The organism is Mesorhizobium sp. Cs1321R2N1, from assembly GCF_037179725.1.
In the GTDB taxonomy this organism is placed as follows: domain Bacteria; phylum Pseudomonadota; class Alphaproteobacteria; order Rhizobiales; family Rhizobiaceae; genus Mesorhizobium; species Mesorhizobium salmacidum.
Genome location: NZ_JAPYKP010000091.1, coordinates 1 through 22,841 on the forward strand (window position 1 = coordinate 1; position 22,841 = coordinate 22,841).

Consider the following 22,841-nt stretch of genomic DNA (forward strand, 5'->3'; position numbering starts at 1 on the left):
GTGGGCAGGAATAGCCCGCCCGCCGTGCGTTGGACCCGGATCGTCGGCCGCACCAGCCGTGCCGTGGAAAACACCACATCGCCCTGCAATGCCGCCATGGCCGAGAGGTCGACCTCGACCCGTTCGGCTTCGACGACCGGCGGCGCATCGGCATCGGTCCACTTCGACAGCGTCACATCGGTCAGGATCGCGCGGAATTTCGGCCAGACCTCGATGCGCGGCGACCCCTCGATGGCAACCCGAAAGCCGCTCCAGGCGCTCAATTCCCAGGCGATGCGGTCACGCACGATCCGCGTCGAGGCAATCAGCGGCAGGGCCGCGACCACCAGAGCGATGACGATCGCGGCAGCGCCGATCGCCCATACTCCGCGGCGGATCAAGGATGATGGCATATAGCCCCGTATGCTTCCATTCCGACAAAAAAGATCGTCCGACGGGTGTAACCCCTGTCGTCACTACGACTTAGGGCTGACGCATTTCAAGTCTTTATGGCCCGGCGATGGCATTTGCGCACACCTGACCGCGTCAGCCCAACAAAATCTTGCTCTGCTGCGCTGCGATATGCATAAGCGATGACGACCGTGGGAGGATCGATCATGGCTGGCGAAGTACCGCTCTGGACCCCGACGCAAGACCAGATTGATGCCTCGCCCTTGACCGCCTTCATGAAGGTTGCGGCAGCGAACACCGGCAATCCATTTTCATCCTACGCCGATCTTCACCGCTGGTCGGTCGAGAACCGGGAATCTTTCTGGGATCTTGTCTGGGATTTCTGCGGTCTTGAAGGCGACAAAGGCGAACGACTGCTGCTCGATGGCGAGAGGATGCCCGGCGCTTCTTTCTTCCCCGACGCTTCGCTGAATTTCGCCGAGAACCTTCTGAAAAAAACCGGTGCCGGCGAGGCAATCGTCTTCCGCGGCGAGGACAAGGTCGAGAGGCGGCTGTCGTGGAACGAACTGCATGGCCTAGTCTCGCGCCTGCAGCAGCTCTTCCTGTCGCTCAAGGTGAAGAAGGGTGACCGTATCGCTGCGATGATACCCAACATGCCCGAAGCCGTCGCCGCCATGCTGGCCGCCGCCTCGATCGGTGCGGTGTGGTCATCCTGTTCTCCCGATTTCGGCGAGCAGGGTGTGCTCGACCGGTTCGGCCAGATCGAACCTGTCATCTTCATCGCGCCGGACGGCTATTGGTACAATGGCAAGGCGATCGAGGTCGCCGACAAGGTCAAGGCGGTCGCGGCCAAGCTCGGCAGCGTTCGCAAGGTCCTGCTCGTCGACTATCTCGGCACCTCCGCCGATGTTGCCGATACCATCGGCAAGGCGGTGGCGATGGAGGAGGCGCTGTCGCCCTTCGCCGTCAAATCCGTCATCTTCGAGCGGCTGCCATTTTCGCATCCGCTTTACATCCTGTTTTCGTCCGGCACCACCGGCATTCCCAAATGCATCGTCCATTCGGCCGGCGGCACGCTGATCCAGCATGTCAAGGAACACCGGCTGCATGCCGGCCTCGGGGACGGCGACCGCTTCTTCTATTTCACCACCTGCGGCTGGATGATGTGGAACTGGCTGGTATCGGGTCTGGCCTCCGGCGCCACGCTGCTGCTTTATGACGGCTCTCCCTTCCACCCCGACGGCAACGTGCTGTTCGATTTCGCCGATGCCGAGAAGATGACCTTCTTCGGCACCTCGGCCAAGTTCATCGATTCTGTGCGCAAGGCCGGCCTCAAGCCGATCCGCAGCCATGATCTGTCGACGGTGCGCGCCATCTCCTCCACCGGGTCGCCGCTTTCGCCCGAGGATTTCCGCTTCGTCTATGACGGCATCAAGAAGGACGTGCATCTGGCCTCGGTTTCCGGAGGCACGGACATCGTCTCCTGCTTCGTCCTCGGCGTGCCGATCGAGCCGGTCTGGACCGGGGAGATCCAGGGGCCGGGCCTCGGCCTCGCCGTCGATGTCTGGGACGATGACGGCAAGCCGGTCAGGCAGGAGAAGGGAGAACTGGTTTGCACCAGGGCTTTCCCGTCCATGCCGATCGGCTTCTGGAACGATCCCGACGGCAAGAAATACCAGGCGGCCTATTTCGAGCGTTTCGACAATGTCTGGTGTCATGGCGATTTCGCCGAATGGACCGATCATGGTGGCATGGTCATCCACGGCCGCTCGGACGCGACGCTCAATCCAGGTGGCGTGCGCATCGGCACGGCGGAGATCTACAACCAGGTCGAACAGATGCCGGAAATCCTGGAGGCGCTGTGCATCGGCCAGGATTTCGACAATGACGTGCGCGTCGTGCTGTTCGTGCGGCTGGCCGCGGGTGTCCAATTGGACGAGGACCTGGAAAAACGCATCCGCGCCAAGATACGCAGCGGCGCCAGCCCTCGCCACGTTCCGGCCAGGATCGTCGCCGTATCGGATATCCCCCGCACCAAGTCGGGCAAGATCACCGAACTCGCCGTGCGCGACGTCGTGCACGGCCGTGCCATCAAAAATAGGGAAGCGCTCGCCAACCCCGAAGCGCTGGAACTGTTCAGGAACCTGCCGCAGCTCGCCGAGTGACCGGTTAACGAAATATGTCGCGCGAATTTACCTAGATTTCACGAGTGGTACACATTCGTAAATTTTTTGGCGACCCGGTAAGGACTTGTTAAGGCCCGGCGTCGATAGTCGCATGTAACTTGAGGGAGAAATCCCGTTCCTCAGCCCCCGAGGATCTGAATTCAGCTCAAGCCCCCGTTGTGACAGCAATCTCATCTCTCAAGGCGTCCTTTGGACGCCTTTTTCTTTTGGACTTTCTACTCCGCCAGCACCCGGGTCGAGGGGAACGCAACCTCCACCAGCGTGCCTTCGCCGGGCGTCGAATTGATGGTGAAGCGGGCCCGGTTGGCTTCCACCATCGCCTTGGTCAGCGGCAGGCCAAGGCCAGTGCCGTCGCCGCGCCCGCGCTTCAGGGCGTTGATTTGCTTGAATGGCTTCAGCGCCTGCTCGATCTCGGACTGGCTCATGCCGATGCCGGTGTCACGCACCCGCATGACGACGTCGCCCGAGGTCTCGTAGGCGGTCGAGACGATCACCTGGCCGCCGGCCTGCGTATAGCGGACGGCGTTGGACAGGATGTTGAGCGCGATCTGGCGCACGCTGCGCAGGTCGGCCACCACTTCCGGCAGCCGCGAGGCGAAGCTGGAGCGGATGATGACCCGTTCGCGGTTGGCCTGCGGCTGCATCATCGCCACGGTTTCGGCCAGCGTATCGTTGAGCGACACCGCCTCATAAGCCATTTCCTGCTGGCCGGCCTCGATCTTCGAGATGTCCAGGAGGTCATTCACCAGATCGAGCACGTGGTTGCCCGAGCGGTTGATGTCGCGCAGATAGTCGCGGTAGCGGTCATTGGCGACCGGCCCGAACTTCTCGTCGACCATCAGTTCGGAAAAACCGATGATGGCGTTGAGCGGCGTGCGAATCTCGTGGCTGATGCGGGCGAGGAAATCGGTCTTCTGCGAGGAAGCGCGTTCGGCCACCGCACGCGCTTGGGTGAGATCCTCCTCGGCTCTCTTCCATTGCGTGATGTCGCGCACCACGGCGCAGAAGCCGCTGTCGTTGGGCAGCCGGCCGATGGTCATGAACAGTGGGATGAAGCGCCCCTGTGCTTCGCGGCCGATCACCTCGCGGCCATCATTCAAGACGCTCGCCACGCCAGGCTCCAACAGGCCGGTGAGATAGTCGCGCGCCGCGCGCTGGCTCTCGATCGCAAACAGCGAGGCGAACGGCTTGCCGGTCACCTCGTCGCTGTCGAAACCGAACAGCGCTTCGGCCGGGCGGCTGATCGAACGGATGGTGCCGTCGCTGCCGATCAGCACGACCCCGTCTGTGGCGGTGTCGATGATGGTGCGCATCTCGGCGATGCGTGCCTTGAGCTCGGAAATATCGGGCTGCGTCGGCTCCTCGCCGATCACGTGCAGGGCCACAGGCGCATCAACCTCGCCGGAGCGGCGCACGACCAGCATCAGGGCCTTGCCGTCGCGCCAGGGCACGGAGCGCAGGATGGCATCGATAGGGAATTCCTGTCCGTCGCGCGTCTTCAGCCGCAGCGCCCGGTCGCTGCCGTCGGAGGCGTCGTCATCGGCATAAGGGTCGGCAAACAGAGCGCCGAGGCCGCCCGCATCCTCCAGGTCCTCCAGTGTCGCGTACCCGGTCAGGTCGAGGAATTCCTCGTTTGCATAGTGCAACTGGTCGCCCGAATGGATGATGAGCGGCACCGGCAGCTTGCCGAGCAGTGATGTATCCGGCGTCTTGTTTTCGGCACCGACGGAAAAAGCCGACGGCATGAATCCTTCGGTTTTGAGCGGCGGCACTTGCAGGCGCGGCCGCTCGGCAAATGTCTCGGTCGCCTCATGCCCGCCGCCGGTTCCGCCGGTGGTCGCAATCGTTTCCTCGCCGGATGCAGTCGCTTGCTCGCCGGCCCAGTCCTCATCGTCCTCGGCGTCGCGAAAATCATCTGACGTCATGCTGTCGTCATCGGCCGGCGGTGCCTTGGCAGGTCCTGCCTGCGCTGCCGCCTCGCCGATTATCTCCTGTGCCTCGGGCGCTGACGCCTCGTCGCTGCCGTCGGCGGCATGGGCAGGCTCGTCCTCCTTATCGGCATAGTCGAGCAGGGAGCCCGAAGTCCTCGGCGGCGGGGATTCGGAGCTCGGCGCCTGTTGTTCGACCTGGTCCGGCTGCGCACCGTCGAGCCGCGCCAGATCCCTCTGATCCTCGGCATCGCCCGGGGAAGATTCGCCCGCACCCGGCTCGTCTTCAGCATCGGGCGCTGCCATCTCATGCGCCGGGCCGGTCACTGGTTCCTGGGTCGAATTTGTTGGCTCGGCATCCGGGGTGGCGATGTCCACCGGCGGTTTCGTATCGGTCGCGGGTTTGGTCGCGTCGTGCGGCTCCGGCAAAGAGCCTGTTCCGGCACCTGGTTTCGCTTGCCTTGCCGGCTCGGCTGGTTCGGCCGCCGGCGGCTCTGCCGTGGAACTTTCTTTCTTCAGACGCTCGCCGATCTCGCGGAACGCGCTGCGTTCCAGCGTCGACAGCCCCTTGTCGTTGGCCGGCTGCCGGTGTTCGGCCAGCCGGATGACCTTGTCGGCGAAGCGCCGCTCCGGTTTGGATACTATCGTCAGCGCCGGCACTTCGCCCTTGAACGGATCCGATGCCTTTGGCTCTTCAGCCTTCGGCTCCTCAGGCAGCGTCTTCACGGCCTCCGGTTTCTGTGCCGCCGGCATCTCGCCATTGGGTACCAATGCCATGCCGATCGCTTCCGGATCGACGACCGCATCCCCGGTTCGCGCGACGCCGAAGCCGCGGAAGCCTTCGAAGGCGCGGCTGCGGCCATAGACGGGCAATGCCGCCAGATCGACCGGGACCTTCAGGTCGGTGCCGACGACGGGCCACAGCACCGAGCGGCCGGACCAGGTGTCGCGCCGCTCCAGCAGGCCGGCGATCTCGCCGGACGCATCAAGGCCGAAAGCCGCCGCGACATCCCTGAAGCGTCGGCCGATCACGTCGGCGGCCGGATGACCGACGACATCGGCGAATTCCGGTGACAGCGCGCTGAACTTGCCCTCGGCATCGGTACGCCAGACAAAACGTATCGGTGCCGCCGAGCGGCCTATCGTCCGGGTGGCCGAAGCTGTAGTCGGAGCTGCCGGGGAGGCGACCTCGTCCTGCTTCGCGCTGTCCGCCGAAGCCTCGGTGCCGGCCGCCTCGGCCACGCTTTTCGGTTCCGGCGCGTTGTCTTCTCCGGCATTGAAATACCAATGATCGTGCTGTGCCGGCGTGCCCGCCGCCGGTTGGTCATTGTCGGCGGCGACCGGTGCCGGCCCGGCCGGCTCCTCGATCTCTCGCTTTGCCCGTTCCGGCATATCGTCAGCGACGGGCTCGGAAGGGGCGGGCTCCTGTTCCATTTCGGCCGCCGTCGGCTGATTGCCCCGCCGAGACCCGGATTCTACAGCGGCGGTTTCCGCCGCCTGCATTGTGCCGCCAATCTCCTTGGCAGGGTTTTCCGTTGCCGCGGGCGAACCGTCCGCCGAAGCCGCCGCGCCGGATGCGCTGTCCTCCAGTTGATCCTCGTCGATCACCACCAGTAGATGCCGCTCCGGCGTCAGCCGGGCGAGGCCCGCCGGGTAGGAGGTCCTGCCGCCCGGAACGAGGCGCTTGACGATGCGCTCGCCCTCGGCCGCGACGTCGGCCACCAGGGCTGCCAGTGTCGCGGGCTGGATGCCGAGCGCCGAAAATCCCTCCGAGGCGGACTCGATATTGCCCTTGGCATCGATGAAGGCAATGAAATGGCCGTCTTCGGTCAAGCCACTGATCGCCCGGCTGGCGATCTCGGCCGCACTGCGCGAGCCGGTCTGCGCCGCCGGCACGGCCAGCATGATGGCATTCTCGCCATCGGGCAGCGTCACGGCACTGGCAAGAAAGCCGACGGCGCGGCTGGTCATGCCGGTCGCCAGGCGCACCGTGATCGAGCGATCGCTGCCGATCCGCGGGAAACCGCTGGTCGCCATGATCTGACGGCGCGCGATCAGCGGCAGCCGCGCCGAGGCGCCGATGATCGCTTCGATATCGGGATAACCGAACATGGCGGCGCCCGGCCCATTGGCCCAGATCACCTGCTCGAGGTCCACCGACAGGATCGCGATCGCGTCGCCGGCGGCAAACCGCTGGCGGACCGCGTCGAGTACGGCGACGTCAAGGAAGGAATATTCGGACGGCATGCGCTTGGCGAACCCTCACGGAGCGGCGAATTTGCAGTTAACGCTTTGTTAATAAAAGCCGCAGCCACGAAGGTCCACAAGCCAGAACGTGCAAAGGCTGAATTTTGGCTGTTTGGTTAACGGCCGAAAACATTTTTTTGTGCACTGCAACAAGGATATTGCAATGCACAAAAATTGCCTTTATATTGCCATCATACATGAACGAGACGGCTTTCTGTCAAAGCCGCTGCCGCTGAAAAGGATGGAAAATGTCCAGGACCAAGACTGCCGAGACCATCGAAAACGTTGAATTCCCGAGCTTCGACGCTTCCAAGGCCACCGACCAGATGCGCGCTTTCGCCGAAAAGGGCGTTGAGCAGTCGAAAGAGGCCTACGCCAAGCTCAAGACCGGCGCCGAGGAGACCCAGAAGGCCCTGGAGTCGACCTATGAAACCGCCAAGACTGTTTCCAGCGATCTGTCGCTCAAGACCATCGCGGCGCTGCGCGCCAACGCCGAGGCCGGCTTCTCGCATCTCGAAGCCCTGATCGACGCCAAGTCGCTGTCGGAAGTCGTCGAGCTGCAGACCGCCTTCCTGCGCAAGCGCGTAGAGCTGACCGTCGAGCAGGCCAAGGACTTCCAGGCTGTTGCCTCCAAGGCGGCCGAGGATGTCTCGAAGCCGATCAAGACCGCCTTCGAGAAGGCGATCAAGGAAATCAAGGCCGCCTGATAATTGCGCATCGTCTGCGGATGCAACAAAAGGTCGCATTTTGTCGGACAAATAGATGTGAGATAGTGACGGTCAAGCGAATACCCGGCGGGTGGAACCTCCTCCCTTCACCTCCGGGGTGACCAGCCAGCACCTCCTCCCGCTGGCTCGTAACAGAAAAAGGCCGGCACCTCCTCCCGCCGGCCTTTTTCTTTGCCCGGCGAAAGGTGCACCGCTGTGGGGAAGTGGCCTTTGCTTTGCAAAAGCCTTGAATTAGAATTCATAAGCCCGTAAGGACGCATCGCCGAACGACAGAGCGGATCGCGGAGGATGAACCTTCCACCTCGATCCCGCTACCAACGTTAAGACGTGCCGTTGTAGCTCAGATGGTTAGAGCGCCGGATTGTGGATCCGGAGGTCGCTGGTTCGATCCCAGCCAACGGTACCATTGGCTTTCCATTACTTAATTGAATTTACTGTCTAATCCGGCCGCGCCTGTCGAAATCCCACGCGATCGCGCATTTTGTGCTGTCTATTGTGCTGCAAATGACGCCTGGGAAGACATCGCGAAGCGCAAGACCCTGATGGCTTCCTGCGGCTGAGGCATCGTGCTGGCCTTACCGGATCGGCGTCTTGCCGCGAAACAGCGGCTGGTGCGCCCGCATCAAGGCGGTAATCCGGTCGGCGACTTTTCGTACCGGCGGGGAGTGACGTTCCTCGTGATGGGTAACGATCCATTGGTCGGTTTCGAGTTCGGCGATAGGCTGAGCGACGCGAACCAGCCGCGGATCGCTGTCACCCACGAAGCACGGAAAAATCGAAAGGCCGGCACCGGCGGCCACCAGTTCGCGTACCGAATGGGTGTTGTTGCCGCGCACGGCGATGCGGTCGCCATGATGGGCTTGCAGCCAGCGCGCCGAAGCAATGTTTGCTCCTTCACCGGTGACGCCGACGAACAAACCGGCGGCGATGCCGTTGATCAGCTGGCGTCCGGAATAAATGGCGTGGGCAACCTTGCCGCTCTGGCGAGCGGCCAGCCACTGTTCGTTCGGGCGCTCGCTGCGGATGCCGATGTCGGCGGCACGGCGCCCGATGTCGACCCTGTCGCTGGTGGTGACGAACTCCACCCTTATGCCGTCATCGACCGTCCAGATCTCGCCGATATGGGCGCAAACGAAGGCCGAGGTCCATGGCCCGGCCGAGACGCGGACAATGCGGTCGGGCAGGCTTCCCTCGCGCCAGCGGGTCAGCGACTGCATCGCTGCGTCGACATCTTCGGCGCGCCGCAGCAGTTCTTCACCGACCGGGGTCAGCCGGTAGCCGGTCTGCTGACGCACGAACAGCGGTTCGCCGATCTGCTTTTCGAGCGCGGTGACGCGTCGTCCAAGGGTGGCCGCGCTGAGGCGCGTGGTGGCCGTCGCCGCGCTCAAGCCACCCAGCCGCGCAACGTCTAGAAACAACCTCAGATCGTCCCAGCCGATATCCATTTTGCAGAAATGAAAAAACTCCTTGCGACCGTGGCTGTAGCGCGAAGCGGGCGTCGCACGCAAGTATGCGGGCATTGGAGGTGTTGGACAATCCTGCCTGGCGGAACAGTGAGAAGCGCCTCGGCTGGCCAAGAAGCCAGCGCAACCCTTTCGATCGCGCAGGTGCTTGGCGCGGATGCTTTGCGCTTTCGATCAACCACGAGGGGTATTCCGCGCGCCAAAGGAGACGGTCATGTTGCATGAATTTCGACGCCGCTTCGCCCGCTGGCTTGCCTATCGCCAGACGCTTGCGAGCTTGCGGCATGTCCCGGACAGCACGCTGGCGGATGCCGGCATTTCTCGCGAAGAAATCCGCGAGCGTGCCCGCTACGCCGGCCTGCGTCGTTGAGCCAATGGAGGCGGGCATGCAGATGATGAAGCTTTGGGATGGCCGCTCGGTACCGCGCATCGGCATCGGCACCTGGGCGGCGGGTGGCGCGGCGCGCTGGCATGACACGGCGACCATCTATGGCGAGGTCGACGACGTCAGGTCGCAAGCCGCATTGGCGATGGCCTATGATATCGGCGCGCGGGTGTTCGACACGGCTGCCGCCTATGGCGCCGGCAATGCCGAGCTGATCCTTGGGCGGGCGTTGAGGGGCAAGGACGAAGCGGTCATCGTCACCAAGGTCGGCTATTTCGGCGATCCCGAAACGCGCAAGATCGCTCCCGAGGATGCCTCTGCCGCAGCGATCCGGACTTCGATCGACAACTCGCGGCAGCGACTGCAGCGCGATTGTATCGACGTCGCGCTGCTGCATATCAACGAGTACCCGATCGAGCGCGCCGGCGAGGTGTTCGATACGTTCGGCCTGCTGCACCAGGAGGGCAAGATCGGCGGCTTCGGCTGGAGCACCGATCACCGCGAGCGGCTTGCCGCCTACGCGCCGCGCGAGGGTTTCGTGGCCGTGGAGAACGACTTCAATGTGTTTACCCCGGCAAACGAGCTGATGGCCGTTGCGGCGCGCGAGGACCTCGTCTCGTTCAGCCGGCTGCCCCTGGCAATGGGGCTGCTCACCGGCAAATACACGCCGGCCATGAAGCTGCCCGCCGATGACGTGCGCGGCGGGAATGCCGAATGGATGGTGTTTTTCAGGGATGGCGCCGCCAACCCGCACTATCTGTCAAGGCTCGCGGCAATCCGCGACCTGCTCACCTCGGGCGGGCGCACGCTTGCCCAGGGCGCGCTCGGCTGGATCCTCGCCAAGTCGGCAATCGCCTTGCCGGTTCCCGGCTTCACGCGGCCCGAGCAGATCGAGGACAATCTCGGTGCGCTGGAAAAAGGGCCGCTGCCGGCAGCGGTGATGGCCGAGATCGACGCCGTGCTGAATATCGCCGGGACCGCCTGACATTGCAGTCCGAAATTCGCATCACCTCGGAGCAGAGCTGCACACCGAGCTGATACCGATTGAAAATCGGCGGATGTCATCTGCAAGGAGCTTATGGGCGACGACAACCGGGCACGGTTAAACCGCCAGAACGGGGCTCGGTTCGAATTGATTCGCCAAGTTCAAACCCAAGGCGTACAAAAAGGGGTCGTCAGCAGCACGATACGGGCGTTGACGCTTGGGAGCGACCATCGCACTCCTGCCCAGCGTGAGGCTAGGATGTCATGGCGAAGGACCCCGAGCGGCCCGGTCTAGCGGCCGAGGCCGTACGTGCACTTGCTCGGGAATCGGGCGCTACGGAACAGCAGATACGTGACATAGTGTTCCTGATAGGCTTCGACCGCGCCTCGATCCTCAGGGAAGCTCGCCTTCTGGCGAAGGATCGATAGCCGACGAAGCCTGCGATTTGTCCACAGCAGCTACTGTCGGTTTCATACCGACACGGCCACCCGCCTAGTGCTGGCCGGGTGGGACAGTTTATGTTTTGCCACCGTCCGCTCGTTCGAGGGGCGCGGGCGGCCGAGAGATCCCAGTGCTCTTGCCCAAGTGGAGAGCGTCTCGTGGATCACAAGATTCTGCAGGCCAGGAGCGAGTTGTTGCGCCGGATGAGCGCGGACGATTTCGAGCGGCTGCGGCCGCATCTCAAGAGCGTTTTTCTGGAGTTGCGATCGCCGTTGGAGAACGAAGGCCAAAAGATCGAAGCCGTCTATTTCTTGGAGAGTGGCATCGCCTCGGTCGTCGCCAAGGCTTCGGCGACGGCGGAATCAGAGGTGGGAATAATCGGCTTCGAAGGCATGACCGGTTCGGCGCTGATCATGGGCGACGAGCTGGCAAGCTTCGATTGTTACGTCCAGTCGACGAGCGAAGCGCTGCGGATGAGCGCCGCGCCATTCCTCGAAGCCTTGGAAGACAGCCCTACCTTGCGGCCGTTCCTGTTGCGCTACGTCCAGTATCTCCACATCCAGACGAGCTACACGGCATCGATCAACGCGCGGCACAGCCTCGAGGTCCGGCTGGCGAGATGGCTTCTGATGTGCAGCGACCGGACCGTCGGCGACAGGCTTATGATAACTCACGAATTCCTTTCCGTCATGCTGGGCGTCAGGCGCCCGGGGGTCACCGTGGGGCTTCAGACAATCGAAAGCCATGGCTACATCCGTGCCCGCCGCGGCGAAATCACGATCCGGGATCGGAAAGGTCTGATGACGCTCGCACGGGACTCTTACGGCGCTCCCGAACTGCAATACCGTCGGCTGGTCGGAGATCTCGGTTCAAAGAACCCTTCTAGGCAGGATCGCCCGCTCACCTGACCGCCACCATTGCCGGGGTTGGCGGGCCGGAATTGCCGGAATGGCCGACGTGATAATGCCGGTTTGACGGCACTTTGCCTAAGCTCGCGTCGGCCATTGCGGCATGGGGATGCCGCCTAGCCAATCTAGTGATCTGGGGATGGTCGACAATAAAGGTCAAATGGTTGGTAAGAAGCGTACGAAGCTGAACTTTGTCTTGCGCCGACCATACAAGCCTGGCGCATCGCACATGGAACATAGCTTCCCCCCGCTGGCCGAGCGCCGTTACCCCGCTCACATTGCGGATGTTGGCCATAGATCCCTTTGCAATGCCGGCACCTAGCCGGCGCCGCTCATGGCCGGCACCGGTCAGGCAATCACAAGTCCTTGAACGCAAACTGTTCCCGGAACATCTCAACTCCAGGTTTGTTTGGAGCCCAGATGCTATCTGGAGCAGGGCGGAAAAATCCATGGTCAATTCCCGATCGATGCCGGTGGTTACCAGGCGTCCGATCTATCGGGCGCCGATGGCGATCGCCAATGCCTGTTTCATCGGCACGCTGCTGTCCGACCTCGCCTATTGGCGGACCGCGGAGATGATGTGGAGCGATTTTTCCGCATGGCTGTTGTTAGCCGGTCTGGTGATGGGAGCGCTTGCGGTAATCGCGGCCCTCGTTGATCTCTTCACCGGTCGAATGTTTCCAGTGCGCTGGGTCTATCTGCTCGGCAGCCTGGTGGTTCTTGTCCTTTCGTTCTTCAACGCGCTGGTGCACAGCCGTGATGCCTGGACGTCGGTTGTGCCGACGGGGCTCATCCTCTCCGCAGCGGCCGTGATCGTCTTGCTTCTCGTGTGGCTGCTGCGATGGAGCACGGGCCGCGCTCCCGTGGAGGTGGTCGAATGAGCGCCATGCAGGTTTCCAACAGACACATCCGGCGTGCCGTGGGGTTAGGCCTGCTGTGCGGATCGCTTCTGGCATTGCCTGCCTGCAGCGACGACGACCCAGACCCAAGCGGCCAGGTCGGACCGAACCCGACACTGCCTGAACCGACGCAATATCTGGTTCCGCCCATGCATGTCGCTTCGATCATTGGCTGGAAACAGGACGAGAAACCCACGGTTGCGAAGGGTTTGCAGATCCAGGCATTCGCCAAGGGATTGAAGCATCCGCGCTCGCTCTACACCTTGCCGAACGGTGACGTTCTCGTGGTCGAGTCCGTGGCGCCGCCCGGCGCCGCCATCAAACGTCCGAAGGACCTGATCATGGGCTGGATCGAGTCCATGGCGACATCGGGCGGCGGCACCGAGGGAAGCAACCGCATAACCTTGCTGCGCGATACGAACGGCGATGGTGTGCCCGATCTCCAGAACGTCTTCCTCGACCATCTCAATTCGCCCTTCGGCGTGGCTCTGGTCGGCAACGACCTCTATGTGGCCAACACGGATGCCATCGTGCGCTATCCCTACACGCCAGGCGATACCAAGATCACCGCCCCTGGCACCGTGCTTACGCCGCTGCCCGGCGGCCCGATCGATCACCACTGGACCAAGTCTCTCGTCGCCAGCCCGGACGGATCGCTGCTTTATGTCGGGGTCGGCTCCAACAGCAACATCACGGAGAACGGCATCCAGGCGGAGAAGGACCGCGCCGCCATCTGGGAGGTCGACAGGGCGACGGGCCGTTCGCGCATTTTCGCAAGCGGGCTGCGCAATCCCAACGGTTTGAGCTGGGAGCCGCAGAGCGGAGCGCTTTGGGCCGTTATCAACGAGCGCGACGAACTCGGTCCCAATCTGGTTCCCGACTACATGACTTCGGTCAAGGACGGCGCGTTTTATGGCTGGCCATACAGCTACTATGGCCAGCATGTCGATCCGCGGGTGATGCCGCAGCGGCCGGACCTGGTCGCCAAGGCGATCCCCCCGGACTATGCACTGACTTCTCATGTCGCACCCCTGGGCCTGGCATTTTACACCGGCACCAATCTGCCCGAATCCTATCGCAACGGCGCGTTTGTCGGCGAACATGGCAGCTGGAACCGAAAGCGCTTCAACGGCTACAAGGTCGTCTTCATACCGTTCAATGGAGGTCATCCCGACGGCAATCCTCAGGACGTCGTCACCGGTTTCCTTGACAATGACAACAAGGCACATGGGCGGCCCGTGGGCGTTGCTGTCGACAAGGCCGGTGCTTTGTTGATTGCGGACGATGTTGGAAACACCGTCTGGCGCGTGACTGCCGCACCTCGGTAGCCGTTTCGGATTGTATGCGCAGGCAAGGCGCGTGATGATCTTGGCACGACCTGGTAAAAATCGTACAGTGAAAAGCCATCAAATCAAGCGCTTTTAAATACCTGCCACGCCGATATGGGCGGCGAGTCGGACGGACGAACGGCCATGTCGACAAATCCCGAACCGACCAATGTCGCCACGTCGGTGGACGCCATTCTCGATGAGTTGCAGGACAGCCCTTTCCCGTCGATGCAAGCCGCCATAGCCATGCTGCGGGAGCGGACCGGCACAGAGCGATCGGATGCCGATCTGAAAGGCTTGATCACCAAGAAGGCTGCTGTGCGGGGCATTCAGCTTTTTGACGAGGGCAGCACCGCAAATTGAGCCCAAGGCTGCTCATCTAGGTTCGTTATGTGATGGATGGCGCTCGCGACGAAATGCCGGATCGCGATCTGGTCAAAATCAAAGGTGCGCAATGACGCGGGCGCCCAGGTGTTCGGGCATCGCTTATCCTGACTGCCGAATGAAGCGCGTGACCTTGATCGGTCAGCGTAGGAGCCGCTGTGGAATTTCCACCACATTCTCCGATCCGGGCAGCTCAAAGGCCATGGCCAACCGGCGCAAGGAGGCCATTTCCACGATCAGCTCTTCGATCGAACGATCCGGCAAACCCGTCTTCACTTTCTGCCTTACCCTTGCTGTGAGTTCATGAACCCGGACAGGCACGAAAAGCGCGCTATCGTCCAGCAATCTGCTGATTTCGATCACCACATCGGCGTCAATGTCTTTCGGCAATTCCCGCATGGGCGTCACCTTGGTCTCGAAGCGCCCCGAAGGCGATCAGGCATTGCGCCAGAAGGCATGCCGGACGGGGATCGATCGCCAGATTCATAAAACCACCCGCCCGGCGTGTCACGATAAAACATTTGTACGAAAATAACCGAACCGGCTGGCTCCCGTAATCCATACGTCTTGCCCGAAATCGCGGGCTACGGCATCGGCGCATGCCGCACACCATGGCTCAATTGCCGTCAGCATCCGGGCGCCTGTCACCTGGTGAACTCGTCATCAAGAATGCGCAACGCCTCTTCGTATTTGGCCGTGGGTGCTCCGATCTGCCGCGATTGCCAGATATTGTCGGTCAGATCCGCCCGTTTTACCGGCAGCGCCAATGGGTTCGATGCAGCCCGCCGCACGAATGCAAAATAGTCCTCGCCGTCTCTGCGCGTCATGGCGTCGACCGCGGCGGCGATCGTCGGTCCAAAGCCCGCCTCTTCAAGCCTGGTCCGGCTCCAGCCTTCGCCTTTTTCCAAAACGTCGTGCAGATAGGCGACGACTTTCTGGTCCATCGTCTCGACAGCGTCGACCACCCGACGGCAATGATCGATATAGGGGCCCCCTGTCTTGTCGTGCTGCGATGCATGGGCCTGCTCCGCAATCTTGGCCGCCCGATAGAAAATACTCATCGCATCCGTCTCCGCCTGGCCCCCCGCGAGCCGCAGCCTTCAGGCACTAACACCGTTTCCTGGTTTCGCGGTGCGGCAAGTCCATGCGGCAGCAAAACGCCGGCCGCCGGCGTCGGTTCCTGTCCTTTTGCAGGAGCGAGTTCCCGCACGGGACGCTCGTCGGTTCCGAGCGCCATGGCATCGAGGCCGCTTCCGTTGACGGAGCCGGCGGAAATGGACCGGCAAGAGGGGCCAGAACCAGGCAGCCGATTGGGTATCGACCGCGCTTCGGTTTCGACGAAGCAATGGGCAGAAAAAGACTTCTTTTTGCGATTCGGCCCGAATGCTCTCTTGCGGACCTTAGAACACGCAAGGCTCGCTTGGGAGGCGACGCCCAAACAAGAGCGGCTGCCAAAACAAGAGCCGGCATACCCCGCTAGAATCAGGCCGATGCCGGCAACAGCCATAGGGGAACCACGACAATGAAGACATTTCGAAACTGCCTGATGAGCGCGGTCGGCGCAGGCTTGCTGGGCCTGGGGCTCGCCGCTCCTGCCAACGCCGGCGCCATCCGTCTTGGCATGACGACCTGGGTGGGCTACGGGCCGCTGTTTCTTGCCCGCGATCTTGGTTACTTCAAGGAGGCCGGCGTCGATGTCGACCTGAAGGTCATAGAAGAATCAGCGCTTTACATGGCGGCGGTCGCCGGTGGCGATCTCGATGGCGCCGCCTCCACGGTCGACGAGCTGATGAAGTACCGCTCGGACGATCTCTGTTTCAAATACGTCCTGGCGCTCGACGACAGCCACGGCGGTGATGGCGTCGTCACGCAGCCCGACGTCAAGTCGCTCAAGGATCTGAAGGGTCAGCAGGTGGCCTTGAACGAGGGCTCCGTTTCGGAATTCTGGTTCAACGTGCTCCTGAAAAAGGAAGGCATGACCGAGGACGACGTCACCATCACCAACATGACCGCCGATGACGCGGCGACCGCCTTCATCGCCGGCCAGGTTCCCGCCGCCGTGACCTGGGAGCCGCATCTCACCGAAGTCCGCAAGGGCGGCAAGGGAAAGGTGCTGATCGATTCGACGACCACCCCTGGCCTGATCGTGGATGTGATCGCCCTCAAATGCGATCTCATCGAAAAGCATCCCGAGGACGTAAAGGCCCTCGTCAAGGGCTACTACAAGGCGGTCGAGTACATCAAGACCAATCCGGAAAAAGCCTATGAGATCATGGCCAAGGGCATTGGCGGCTATCTCGAAAAGCCCGAGGATTTCGCGGCCGGCGCCAAGGGCGTGCGCTATTATGACCGCGATCGTAACCTGGAATTCTTCGGCACGCCGCAGAAGAGCGAGGCGTCCGAACTGGTGAACTTCGCGCAGGACATCTGGGGCAAGGCCGGCAAGCTCAAGATGACGATCGACGCGAAAACCATCCTCGACACCGATTTCATCAGGGAACAGTGAGCCTTCGAGAACCGGGGTCGGTCCGCCTGGACCGCCCCCGATTTCCCGGCAGGCCCGAGCTTCGCGCTTCAGAACATCAACGGAGGCCATCCCATGGCACAAAGGCGGACGGCGTGGACACGCCTGACGACCCCATTCGCCAACATTCCAGCCAGCACGGCAACAACACTCGCGCTGGCGATGTGGGTGGTCGTGATCGGCGGCTGGGCCCTGCTGTCCTATGGCCGCGTCGTTCCGAACATGTTCCTGCCGACACCCGGAACGGTGCTGCGGACGACCTATCGCATGTCTCTGGACGGCAGCCTTTTTTACCACACTTTGACCAGTGCCAAGGTGGTGATCCTGGGCTTCATCGTCTCCTCGCTGATCTCGGTGCCGCTGGGATTGTGGATGGGGACATACCGGGTGGTGCAGGCGCCGTTGGAGCCCTTGGTCAACTTCATCCGCTACCTGCCCGTGACCTCCTTCGTGCCCCTGTTCATCCTTTGGATCGGCATCGGGATCGAACAGCGCATAGCGGTTATCTTTTTCGGCACCTTCTTCCAGCAGCTGGTGATGATTTCCGATTGTGCGCGCAGTGTGTCCAGGGACCTGGTCAACGCCTCCTACACTCTGGGCACCAAGCGCAGCGAAGCCGTGTGGCACGTCATTTTCCCGGCCGCGCTTCCAGCCATCCTCGACACGCTTCGTGTCACCATGGGCTGGGCCTGGACCTATCTGGTCGTGGCCGAGCTTGTCGCCGCGTCCAGCGGCCTCGGCTATATCAGCCTGAAGGCGATGCGGGGCTTCCAGGTCGATGTGATCTTCATGGCGATCGCAGCGATTGGGCTTCTGGGCCTTGTCACCGACACGGCGTTCCGCATTATCCGGGCGAGGGTCGCGCCATGGGCATCCTGATGTTGAACGCAACCTCGCAAACCGCGGTCGGATCAAGGGTAACAATGAGCGAGACCATCAAGGTGAATGATCTGGCCGGCTCGGCCGCGACGACCGGGGATCCGCGCTCGACCGGCACGACGATGTCAATCGAGGACGTGACATTGCGTTACGGCGACGCCAACGGCGTGCTGGCACTGGACGATGTGTCGCTGAAGGTGGCCAAGAACGAATTCTGTGTGATCGTCGGCCCTTCGGGATGCGGCAAATCCAGCCTGCTCTACCTTGCGGCCGGCCTCAATGACGCGACTTCGGGCAGCATCAAGGTCGATGGCCGCGAAGTGATCGAACCCGGTCCCGACAGAGGCATGGTGTTCCAGAGCTACACCTTGTTTCCCTGGCTCACGGTGCGTGCCAACATCGAGTATGGGCCCAAGCGCAAGGGCCTGCCGGCGGGGCGGCGCAAGCAGATCGTCGACCAGTATCTGGACGAAGTCGGCCTCGCGCCCTTTGCCGACCACTACCCCGCCCAGCTTTCCGGCGGCATGAAGCAACGCGTCGCGATCGCACGCGCCCTTGCCAACGATCCGGCCGTTCTGTTGATGGACGAGCCCTTCGGCGCTCTCGACAGCCAGACGCGCGGCACCATGCAGAAACTGCTTTTGCGCGTCTGGGAGCGGCAGCAAAAGACGGTGCTGTTCGTTACCCACGATATTGACGAGGCGCTCGTCCTGGGCGATCGCGTCCTGGTGATGACGGCCAGGCCCGGCAAGATCAAGGCCGAGATCAAGGTCGACATCCCCAGGCCGCGCTCGATGGACGTGATCCTCGAACCCGAGTTCATCGCGCTCAAGCGCCGCATCCTCGGCCTTTTACACGACGAGATCGACGAGGATCATTGATGCACGTCGCCCAAAGCATGCCCTCGGGCTCGACCCGAGGGTCTGCGGCGGTTTTTGGGAAAACAGCGTGCTACCAAACGTCGAGCGGACCCATTCGAAAGGCGGGGCGGATCCCTACCTTTCGCCGTGATGCGCCGAGCCAAGGATCATCTCCGAAGCCTTCTGTCCGATCATCATGCTTGGCGCATTCGTGTTGCCGCCGATCAGCTTCGGCATGACTGACGCATCCGCGACCCGGAGCCCAGCCACGCCTCGCACTTTCAGCGTCGCCGGATCGACGACCGCCATCGCGTCCGTCCCCATCTTGCAGGTCCCGACAGGGTGGTAGACGGTCAACGCTTCGGCGCGCAGATAAGCGAGGATCTCGTCGTCGCTGCGGATATTCTTGCCCGGAAGCATTTCCTTGCCACGCACCGGATCGAACTCGGATGCGGCGAGGATCTTGCGCGCGATCTTGATGCCTTCGACAAGCACCATGGCGTCGTCTTCATCGGCGAAGAAGCGATGGTCGATGAGAACATCGCGGCGAGAACTGTCCCGTGACAATCTGATCTCACCCACGCTTTTCGGTCTGAGCACGCAGGTGTGAATGGCGTAGCCGTGGCCATATTCGATGAGCCTGCCGCGATGGCTGCGATAGCCCGGCACGAAGTGGAACTGAATGTCGGGCAGGCCGTTCGCATGCCTGGTTCTCGCAAAGCCACCGGCCTCGACATAATTGGTGGTGAGCATCCCCTTTCGCCGCGCGAAATACTGGAAGGGCGCTGCCGTGATGCGGGGCAGGTTGGCAAGCGACAGGCCGAGCGTCCTGGTGCTCCTGGAGCGCACGGTGATCATGCCGTCGACATGGTCCTGCAGGTTCTTGCCGACACCCGGCAGGTTGAGAACCGGCGTGATGCCGATTTGTCGCAGCTCGTCCGCGGGGCCGATGCCGGACGCCATCAGGATCTTAGGCGAGTTGATGGCCCCGGCGCAGAGTACGATCTCGCGGCTGGCCGCGAATATTTTCTGCTGGCCATCATGGCGCACGCGCAGTCCAGTCGCGCGCCCTTCGGCGGTGACAAGGTCGATCACCTCGCATGCGCTGAGCAGCGTCAGGTTCCTGCGATCGAGGACCGGACGCATGAAAGCGGTGAAGCTGCTGAAGCGCTCGCTCCGATTCTGCGTGACGTTGTAGATCCCGACGCCGAACTGGCTTTCTGCATTGAAGTCTTCGTTGGCGGGCAGGCCGGCACGTTCGCCAGCCCTGACGAACATCCCGGAGAGCACGTTCGGATCACGCGGATTGTCGACCATAAGCTCGCCGTCCGTGCCGTGATAGCGCGGGTCCTGGGCGATCAGGTTGCGCTCCAGCCTCCTGAACACAGGCAGCACGTCGCTGTAGGCCCAGCCGGCGCAGCCGAGCGCTGTCCATTCGTCATAGTCCTCCGCGGCGCCGCGAATATAGACCATCGAGTTGATCGAACTCGATCCGCCCAGCGTCTTGCCCCGGTTGACCGGAATGCTGCGGTTGTTGAGATGGGGCTGTGGCACGCCGACGAAACAATAGTCGTAATTCGGGTTGCCATAGAGCGACAGAATGCCTGCCGGCACCCCTTACCCGCGGGCTGTTATCACTGCCGCCGGCCTCTATCAGGCACACCCTGACCGACGGATCGGCGCTCAGCCGATTGGCCACCACGCAGCCCGCCGACCCCGCGCCGACGACGATGTAATCATAGCTCTCGGTCTTCATGCCAGCCCCTCGATGATGCCGGCGCTCGAGGCATTGCCGCTGCGGTAGCGCATCCTGTTCCGCAACCAGTTCCGTGCCGACACATGCCCGGCTTCGCCCGCCACATCGTGCGGCGCTGCGGGTCCGACCGCTGAAACTGTAGATGCGTCTATCGGCGTGAGAAATTCGGAAATGGTTACGCGTGACTTCGGAGATTCGTTATGGGCGCCCACCGGCACGTGCTGCTACTTGTGAGCGCCAATAACGAGACGACCGGATGACGCGCGGCCTGTCTGGAATACGGTGAAATGGATCACCCGGGGTTGCATCCGCCAGCCGCCGGAAATCGGTTTCATCCGTGCGGCGGGAGCTGTCGAATGGTCAGAAGAGGACTAGGCATGTCGGTTGAGACGATAGACACGCTTGTCGTTGGCGGCGGCCAGGCGGGGGTGGCCATGAGCGAGCACCTGAGCAAGTGCGGAGTGCCTCATCTCGTCCTCGAACGTGGCCGCATCGCCGAGCGCTGGCGCACGCAGCGATGGGACTCCCTGGTTGCCAACGGCCCGGCCTGGCACGATCGCTTCCCGGGCATGGAGTTTCCGCGGACGGCTCCCGACGGCTTTCCCTCCAAGGACGAGGTCGCCGACTATTTTGTCGCTTACGCCAAGCAGATCGATGCGCCGATCCGCAGCGGCGTGGAAGTCAAACTCGTGCAAAGAAATGTCGGTAGGCCCGGCTTCCGCGTCGAGACCTCCGATGGCGTGATCGACGCCAACAGCGTCGTTGCCGCCACCGGACCGTTCCAGATCCCCGTCATTCCGCCTGTTGTCCCTGAGGAGGCTGGCATCCTGCAAATCCATTCCAGCGCGTACCGCAATCCCGCGAAATTGCCAAAGGGCGGTGTGCTGGTGGTCGGAGCGGGATCATCGGGCGTGCAGATCGCGGACGAGCTCCAGCGCGCGGGAAGGCGCGTCTATCTTTCGGTCGGCCCGCATGACCGCCCGCCGCGGGCCTATCGCGGGCGCGACTTCTGTTGGTGGCTGGGCGTTCTCGGCAAATGGGACCTCGAAACCCCAGGACCCGGCACGGAACATGTCACGATCGCGGTGAGCGGCGCGCGCGGCGGTGAAACGATCGATTTCCGCCGGCTGGCGGCGCAGGGGCTTACCCTGGTCGGCATGACAAGGACATACCAGGATGGGCTGATGAGCTTCGCGCCTGATCTTGCGAAAAACATTGCTCGCGGCGACGCCAGCCTGATGTCGCTGCTGGATGACGCCGACGCCTATGTCGCACGCAACGGTCTCGACCTTCCGGAAGAGCCCGCTGCCCGCCGGATCGAACCGGATCCGGAATGCATGACCAATCCGATCGGCGAACTGCACCTGGCCAAGGCCGGGATAGCGGCGATGATCTGGGCGACGGGCTTTGCCGCCGACTACAGCTGGCTGAAGGTCGACGCCTTTGACGAGAAGGGCCGGCCCAGGCACCACCGCGGCGTCTCGATCGAGCCAGGAATCTATTTCCTGGGGCTGCCCTGGCAGTCGCGAAGAGGTTCCAGCTTCATCTGGGGCGTATGGCACGACGCCAAGCACGTGGCCGACCGCATTTCGACGCAGCGCAAATATCTGGCCTACCATGCCGCCGCGAAGCGCGAGGCCGTGGACGCCTGACCAAAGCCGACGACAGCTGCGAGCCCGACCTGATGGAGACCAACATGGCGCATACGCGAATTCGCACCTTCAATACCAAGGATACCTATCCCGAGCAGAAGCTCGACAACGATCTGTGCCAGGCGGTCGTCACGCGGGGCGGCCGCACGATCTATCTGCGCGGCCAGTGTCCGCAGGATCTCGACACCGCCAACACCATCGAGAGCCACGATCCGGTCGATCAGACCCACAAGGTCATGCAGAACATCAAGCAGCTCATCGAGGAATGCGGCGGGACGATGGAGCATCTGGTGAAGGTGGTGATCTACCTGACTGATGTGCGCCATCGCGAAGCCGTCTACCGTACGATGGGCGAATACATCAAAGGCGTGCATCCGGTTTCGACCGGCCTCGTCGTGTCGGCCCTGGCGCGACCGGAATGGCTGGTCGAGATCGACGGCACCGCAGTCATTCCGGATGATGACACAGCCATCATCCGGGGTGATGGCGCAACCATCATCCGGGGTGATGGCGCAACCATCATCCCGGACTGAGCGCCATGACCTTCTCCATCGTCGCACGGTGCCGGCGCACCGGCATGTTCGGAGTGGCGGTATCCTCGTCATCTCCGGCGGTGGCGGCCCGCTGCGCCTATGCGCAGGCGGGCGTCGGGGCGGTTGCCAGCCAGAACGTCACGGACCCGACGCTCGGGCCACGAGCGCTGGAGCTGATGGCGCGGGGCGCCTCCGCCACTGAGGCCGTCGCGATCCTGAAGCGTACGGCCGCTTTCAGCGAATACCGGCAGGTTCTGACGGTCGACGCGGCCGGCGGCAGCGCAATCCATTCGGGGCCGAAAGCGCTCGGCATCTGGGCCGAGGCGCGCGGCGAGGACGTCGCCTGCGGCGGCAACCTGCTTGCC

19 protein-coding genes, 1 tRNA gene and 2 pseudogenes are annotated in these 22,841 nt (G+C 62.6%); 16 read left to right on the plus strand and 6 right to left on the minus strand.

Annotated elements, in window-relative coordinates:
* Positions 1 to 392 (minus strand): annotated as a pseudogene (locus O7A61_RS20975) (AsmA family protein); the annotation flags it as partial.
* Positions 393 to 596: 204 nt separating this feature from the next.
* Here O7A61_RS20975 and O7A61_RS20980 point away from each other — a divergent pair.
* Positions 597 to 2,555, plus strand: a complete 1,959-nt coding sequence (locus O7A61_RS20980; protein ID WP_337131429.1) for an acetoacetate--CoA ligase — start codon at positions 597 to 599, stop codon at positions 2,553 to 2,555.
* A gap of 236 nt (positions 2,556 to 2,791) precedes the next feature.
* Here the strand turns inward: O7A61_RS20980 and O7A61_RS20985 are convergent, their stop codons facing one another.
* On the minus strand, positions 2,792 to 6,751 hold the full coding sequence (locus O7A61_RS20985; RefSeq protein WP_337131430.1) for a PAS domain S-box protein: 3,960 nt from the start codon (positions 6,749 to 6,751) through the stop codon (positions 2,792 to 2,794).
* A 248-nt stretch (positions 6,752 to 6,999) separates the two neighbouring features.
* Here O7A61_RS20985 and O7A61_RS20990 point away from each other — a divergent pair, with 248 nt between their 5' ends.
* Together O7A61_RS20990 and O7A61_RS20995 are read left to right on the plus strand one after the other, a co-directional pair.
* The gene (locus O7A61_RS20990; RefSeq protein ID WP_337131431.1) at positions 7,000 to 7,458 is read left to right on the plus strand and encodes a phasin; all 459 of its coding nucleotides are present in this window, start codon (positions 7,000 to 7,002) and stop codon (positions 7,456 to 7,458) included.
* Between the two features lie 350 nt (positions 7,459 to 7,808).
* Positions 7,809 to 7,885: transfer RNA gene (locus O7A61_RS20995), tRNA-His, on the plus strand.
* Between the two features lie 169 nt (positions 7,886 to 8,054).
* On the opposite strand, the gene O7A61_RS21000 is transcribed toward O7A61_RS20995, so the two are convergent.
* On the minus strand, positions 8,055 to 8,999 hold the full coding sequence (locus O7A61_RS21000; protein ID WP_337131432.1) for a LysR family transcriptional regulator: 945 nt from the start codon (positions 8,997 to 8,999) through the stop codon (positions 8,055 to 8,057).
* Between the two features lie 157 nt (positions 9,000 to 9,156).
* Here O7A61_RS21000 and O7A61_RS21005 point away from each other — a divergent pair, with 157 nt between their 5' ends.
* The 7 genes from O7A61_RS21005 to O7A61_RS21035 all read left to right on the plus strand — a co-directional run bounded on the left by O7A61_RS21005 (position 9,157) and on the right by O7A61_RS21035 (position 14,251).
* Entirely contained in the window at positions 9,157 to 9,312 is a 156-nt protein-coding gene (locus O7A61_RS21005; RefSeq protein WP_337107302.1) for a DUF1127 domain-containing protein, read from the plus strand.
* Between the two features lie 16 nt (positions 9,313 to 9,328).
* Entirely contained in the window at positions 9,329 to 10,312 is a 984-nt protein-coding gene (locus tag O7A61_RS21010) for an aldo/keto reductase (protein ID WP_337131433.1), read from the plus strand.
* Positions 10,313 to 10,575: 263 nt separating this feature from the next.
* On the plus strand, positions 10,576 to 10,740 hold the full coding sequence (locus O7A61_RS21015; protein ID WP_337131434.1) for a hypothetical protein: 165 nt from the start codon (positions 10,576 to 10,578) through the stop codon (positions 10,738 to 10,740).
* Between the two features lie 171 nt (positions 10,741 to 10,911).
* Positions 10,912 to 11,661 (plus strand): Crp/Fnr family transcriptional regulator, encoded by a 750-nt coding sequence (locus O7A61_RS21020; RefSeq protein WP_337131435.1) that lies wholly within the window; start codon positions 10,912 to 10,914, stop codon positions 11,659 to 11,661.
* A gap of 449 nt (positions 11,662 to 12,110) precedes the next feature.
* A complete protein-coding gene (locus O7A61_RS21025; protein WP_442921095.1) occupies positions 12,111 to 12,542 on the plus strand; it encodes a DUF2231 domain-containing protein in 432 nt (143 codons plus the stop codon).
* Between the two features lie 5 nt (positions 12,543 to 12,547).
* Positions 12,548 to 13,888 (plus strand): PQQ-dependent sugar dehydrogenase, encoded by a 1,341-nt coding sequence (locus O7A61_RS21030; RefSeq protein WP_442921096.1) that lies wholly within the window; start codon positions 12,548 to 12,550, stop codon positions 13,886 to 13,888.
* A gap of 114 nt (positions 13,889 to 14,002) precedes the next feature.
* Positions 14,003 to 14,251, plus strand: coding sequence for a hypothetical protein (locus tag O7A61_RS21035; protein WP_337131438.1), 249 nt, complete (start codon positions 14,003 to 14,005; stop codon positions 14,249 to 14,251).
* Positions 14,252 to 14,413: 162 nt separating this feature from the next.
* Here O7A61_RS21035 and O7A61_RS21040 read toward each other — a convergent pair whose 3' ends face one another.
* On the minus strand, positions 14,414 to 14,671 hold the full coding sequence (locus tag O7A61_RS21040; RefSeq protein ID WP_140504669.1) for a hypothetical protein: 258 nt from the start codon (positions 14,669 to 14,671) through the stop codon (positions 14,414 to 14,416).
* A gap of 245 nt (positions 14,672 to 14,916) precedes the next feature.
* Positions 14,917 to 15,333 carry an HD domain-containing protein gene (locus O7A61_RS21045; protein WP_027144822.1) on the minus strand — a complete coding sequence of 139 codons (417 nt, stop codon included), beginning with the start codon at positions 15,331 to 15,333 and terminating at the stop codon, positions 14,917 to 14,919.
* Positions 15,334 to 15,794: 461 nt separating this feature from the next.
* Between O7A61_RS21045 and O7A61_RS21050 the strand changes: the two genes are divergently transcribed.
* The 3 genes from O7A61_RS21050 to O7A61_RS21060 all read left to right on the plus strand — a co-directional run bounded on the left by O7A61_RS21050 (position 15,795) and on the right by O7A61_RS21060 (position 18,556).
* Positions 15,795 to 16,778: an ABC transporter substrate-binding protein gene (locus O7A61_RS21050; protein ID WP_027144823.1), complete on the plus strand. Its 984-nt coding sequence runs from the start codon at positions 15,795 to 15,797 to the stop codon at positions 16,776 to 16,778.
* A gap of 93 nt (positions 16,779 to 16,871) precedes the next feature.
* Positions 16,872 to 17,675 carry an ABC transporter permease gene (locus O7A61_RS21055; protein WP_337131439.1) on the plus strand — a complete coding sequence of 268 codons (804 nt, stop codon included), beginning with the start codon at positions 16,872 to 16,874 and terminating at the stop codon, positions 17,673 to 17,675.
* Between the two features lie 122 nt (positions 17,676 to 17,797).
* Positions 17,798 to 18,556 (plus strand): ABC transporter ATP-binding protein, encoded by a 759-nt coding sequence (locus O7A61_RS21060; RefSeq protein WP_210241538.1) that lies wholly within the window; start codon positions 17,798 to 17,800, stop codon positions 18,554 to 18,556.
* A gap of 114 nt (positions 18,557 to 18,670) precedes the next feature.
* Here the strand turns inward: O7A61_RS21060 and O7A61_RS21065 are convergent.
* Positions 18,671 to 20,291, minus strand: a pseudogene (locus tag O7A61_RS21065) (GMC family oxidoreductase).
* 377 nt (positions 20,292 to 20,668) lie between these two features.
* On the opposite strand from O7A61_RS21065, the gene O7A61_RS21075 reads away from it, so the two are divergent.
* The 3 genes from O7A61_RS21075 to O7A61_RS21085 form a co-directional block, all read left to right on the plus strand.
* Complete coding sequence (locus tag O7A61_RS21075) at positions 20,669 to 21,943, plus strand: flavin-containing monooxygenase (protein WP_337131441.1); 1,275 nt, start codon at positions 20,669 to 20,671, stop codon at positions 21,941 to 21,943.
* A gap of 44 nt (positions 21,944 to 21,987) precedes the next feature.
* Positions 21,988 to 22,476, plus strand: coding sequence for a RidA family protein (locus tag O7A61_RS21080; RefSeq protein WP_337131442.1), 489 nt, complete (start codon positions 21,988 to 21,990; stop codon positions 22,474 to 22,476).
* Between the two features lie 5 nt (positions 22,477 to 22,481).
* The coding region (locus tag O7A61_RS21085; RefSeq protein WP_337131443.1) for a DUF1028 domain-containing protein at positions 22,482 to 22,841 on the plus strand (360 nt) is incomplete at its 3' end.

Coding starts and splice junctions, on each gene's coding strand:
- O7A61_RS20980 (WP_337131429.1), top strand. CDS start 597: ATGGCTGGCGAAGTACCGCTCTGGACCCCGACGCAAGACCAGATTGAT.
- O7A61_RS20985 (WP_337131430.1), bottom strand. CDS start 6,751: ATGCCGTCCGAATATTCCTTCCTTGACGTCGCCGTACTCGACGCGGTC.
- O7A61_RS20990 (WP_337131431.1), top strand. CDS start 7,000: ATGTCCAGGACCAAGACTGCCGAGACCATCGAAAACGTTGAATTCCCG.
- O7A61_RS21000 (WP_337131432.1), bottom strand. CDS start 8,999: ATGCCCGCATACTTGCGTGCGACGCCCGCTTCGCGCTACAGCCACGGT.
- O7A61_RS21005 (WP_337107302.1), top strand. CDS start 9,157: ATGTTGCATGAATTTCGACGCCGCTTCGCCCGCTGGCTTGCCTATCGC.
- O7A61_RS21010 (WP_337131433.1), top strand. CDS start 9,329: ATGCAGATGATGAAGCTTTGGGATGGCCGCTCGGTACCGCGCATCGGC.
- O7A61_RS21015 (WP_337131434.1), top strand. CDS start 10,576: ATGGCGAAGGACCCCGAGCGGCCCGGTCTAGCGGCCGAGGCCGTACGT.
- O7A61_RS21025 (WP_442921095.1), top strand. CDS start 12,111: ATGGTCAATTCCCGATCGATGCCGGTGGTTACCAGGCGTCCGATCTAT.
- O7A61_RS21030 (WP_442921096.1), top strand. CDS start 12,548: ATGCAGGTTTCCAACAGACACATCCGGCGTGCCGTGGGGTTAGGCCTG.
- O7A61_RS21035 (WP_337131438.1), top strand. CDS start 14,003: ATGGGCGGCGAGTCGGACGGACGAACGGCCATGTCGACAAATCCCGAA.
- O7A61_RS21040 (WP_140504669.1), bottom strand. CDS start 14,671: ATGCGGGAATTGCCGAAAGACATTGACGCCGATGTGGTGATCGAAATC.
- O7A61_RS21045 (WP_027144822.1), bottom strand. CDS start 15,333: ATGAGTATTTTCTATCGGGCGGCCAAGATTGCGGAGCAGGCCCATGCA.
- O7A61_RS21050 (WP_027144823.1), top strand. CDS start 15,795: ATGAAGACATTTCGAAACTGCCTGATGAGCGCGGTCGGCGCAGGCTTG.
- O7A61_RS21055 (WP_337131439.1), top strand. CDS start 16,872: ATGGCACAAAGGCGGACGGCGTGGACACGCCTGACGACCCCATTCGCC.
- O7A61_RS21060 (WP_210241538.1), top strand. CDS start 17,798: ATGTCAATCGAGGACGTGACATTGCGTTACGGCGACGCCAACGGCGTG.
- O7A61_RS21075 (WP_337131441.1), top strand. CDS start 20,669: ATGTCGGTTGAGACGATAGACACGCTTGTCGTTGGCGGCGGCCAGGCG.
- O7A61_RS21080 (WP_337131442.1), top strand. CDS start 21,988: ATGGCGCATACGCGAATTCGCACCTTCAATACCAAGGATACCTATCCC.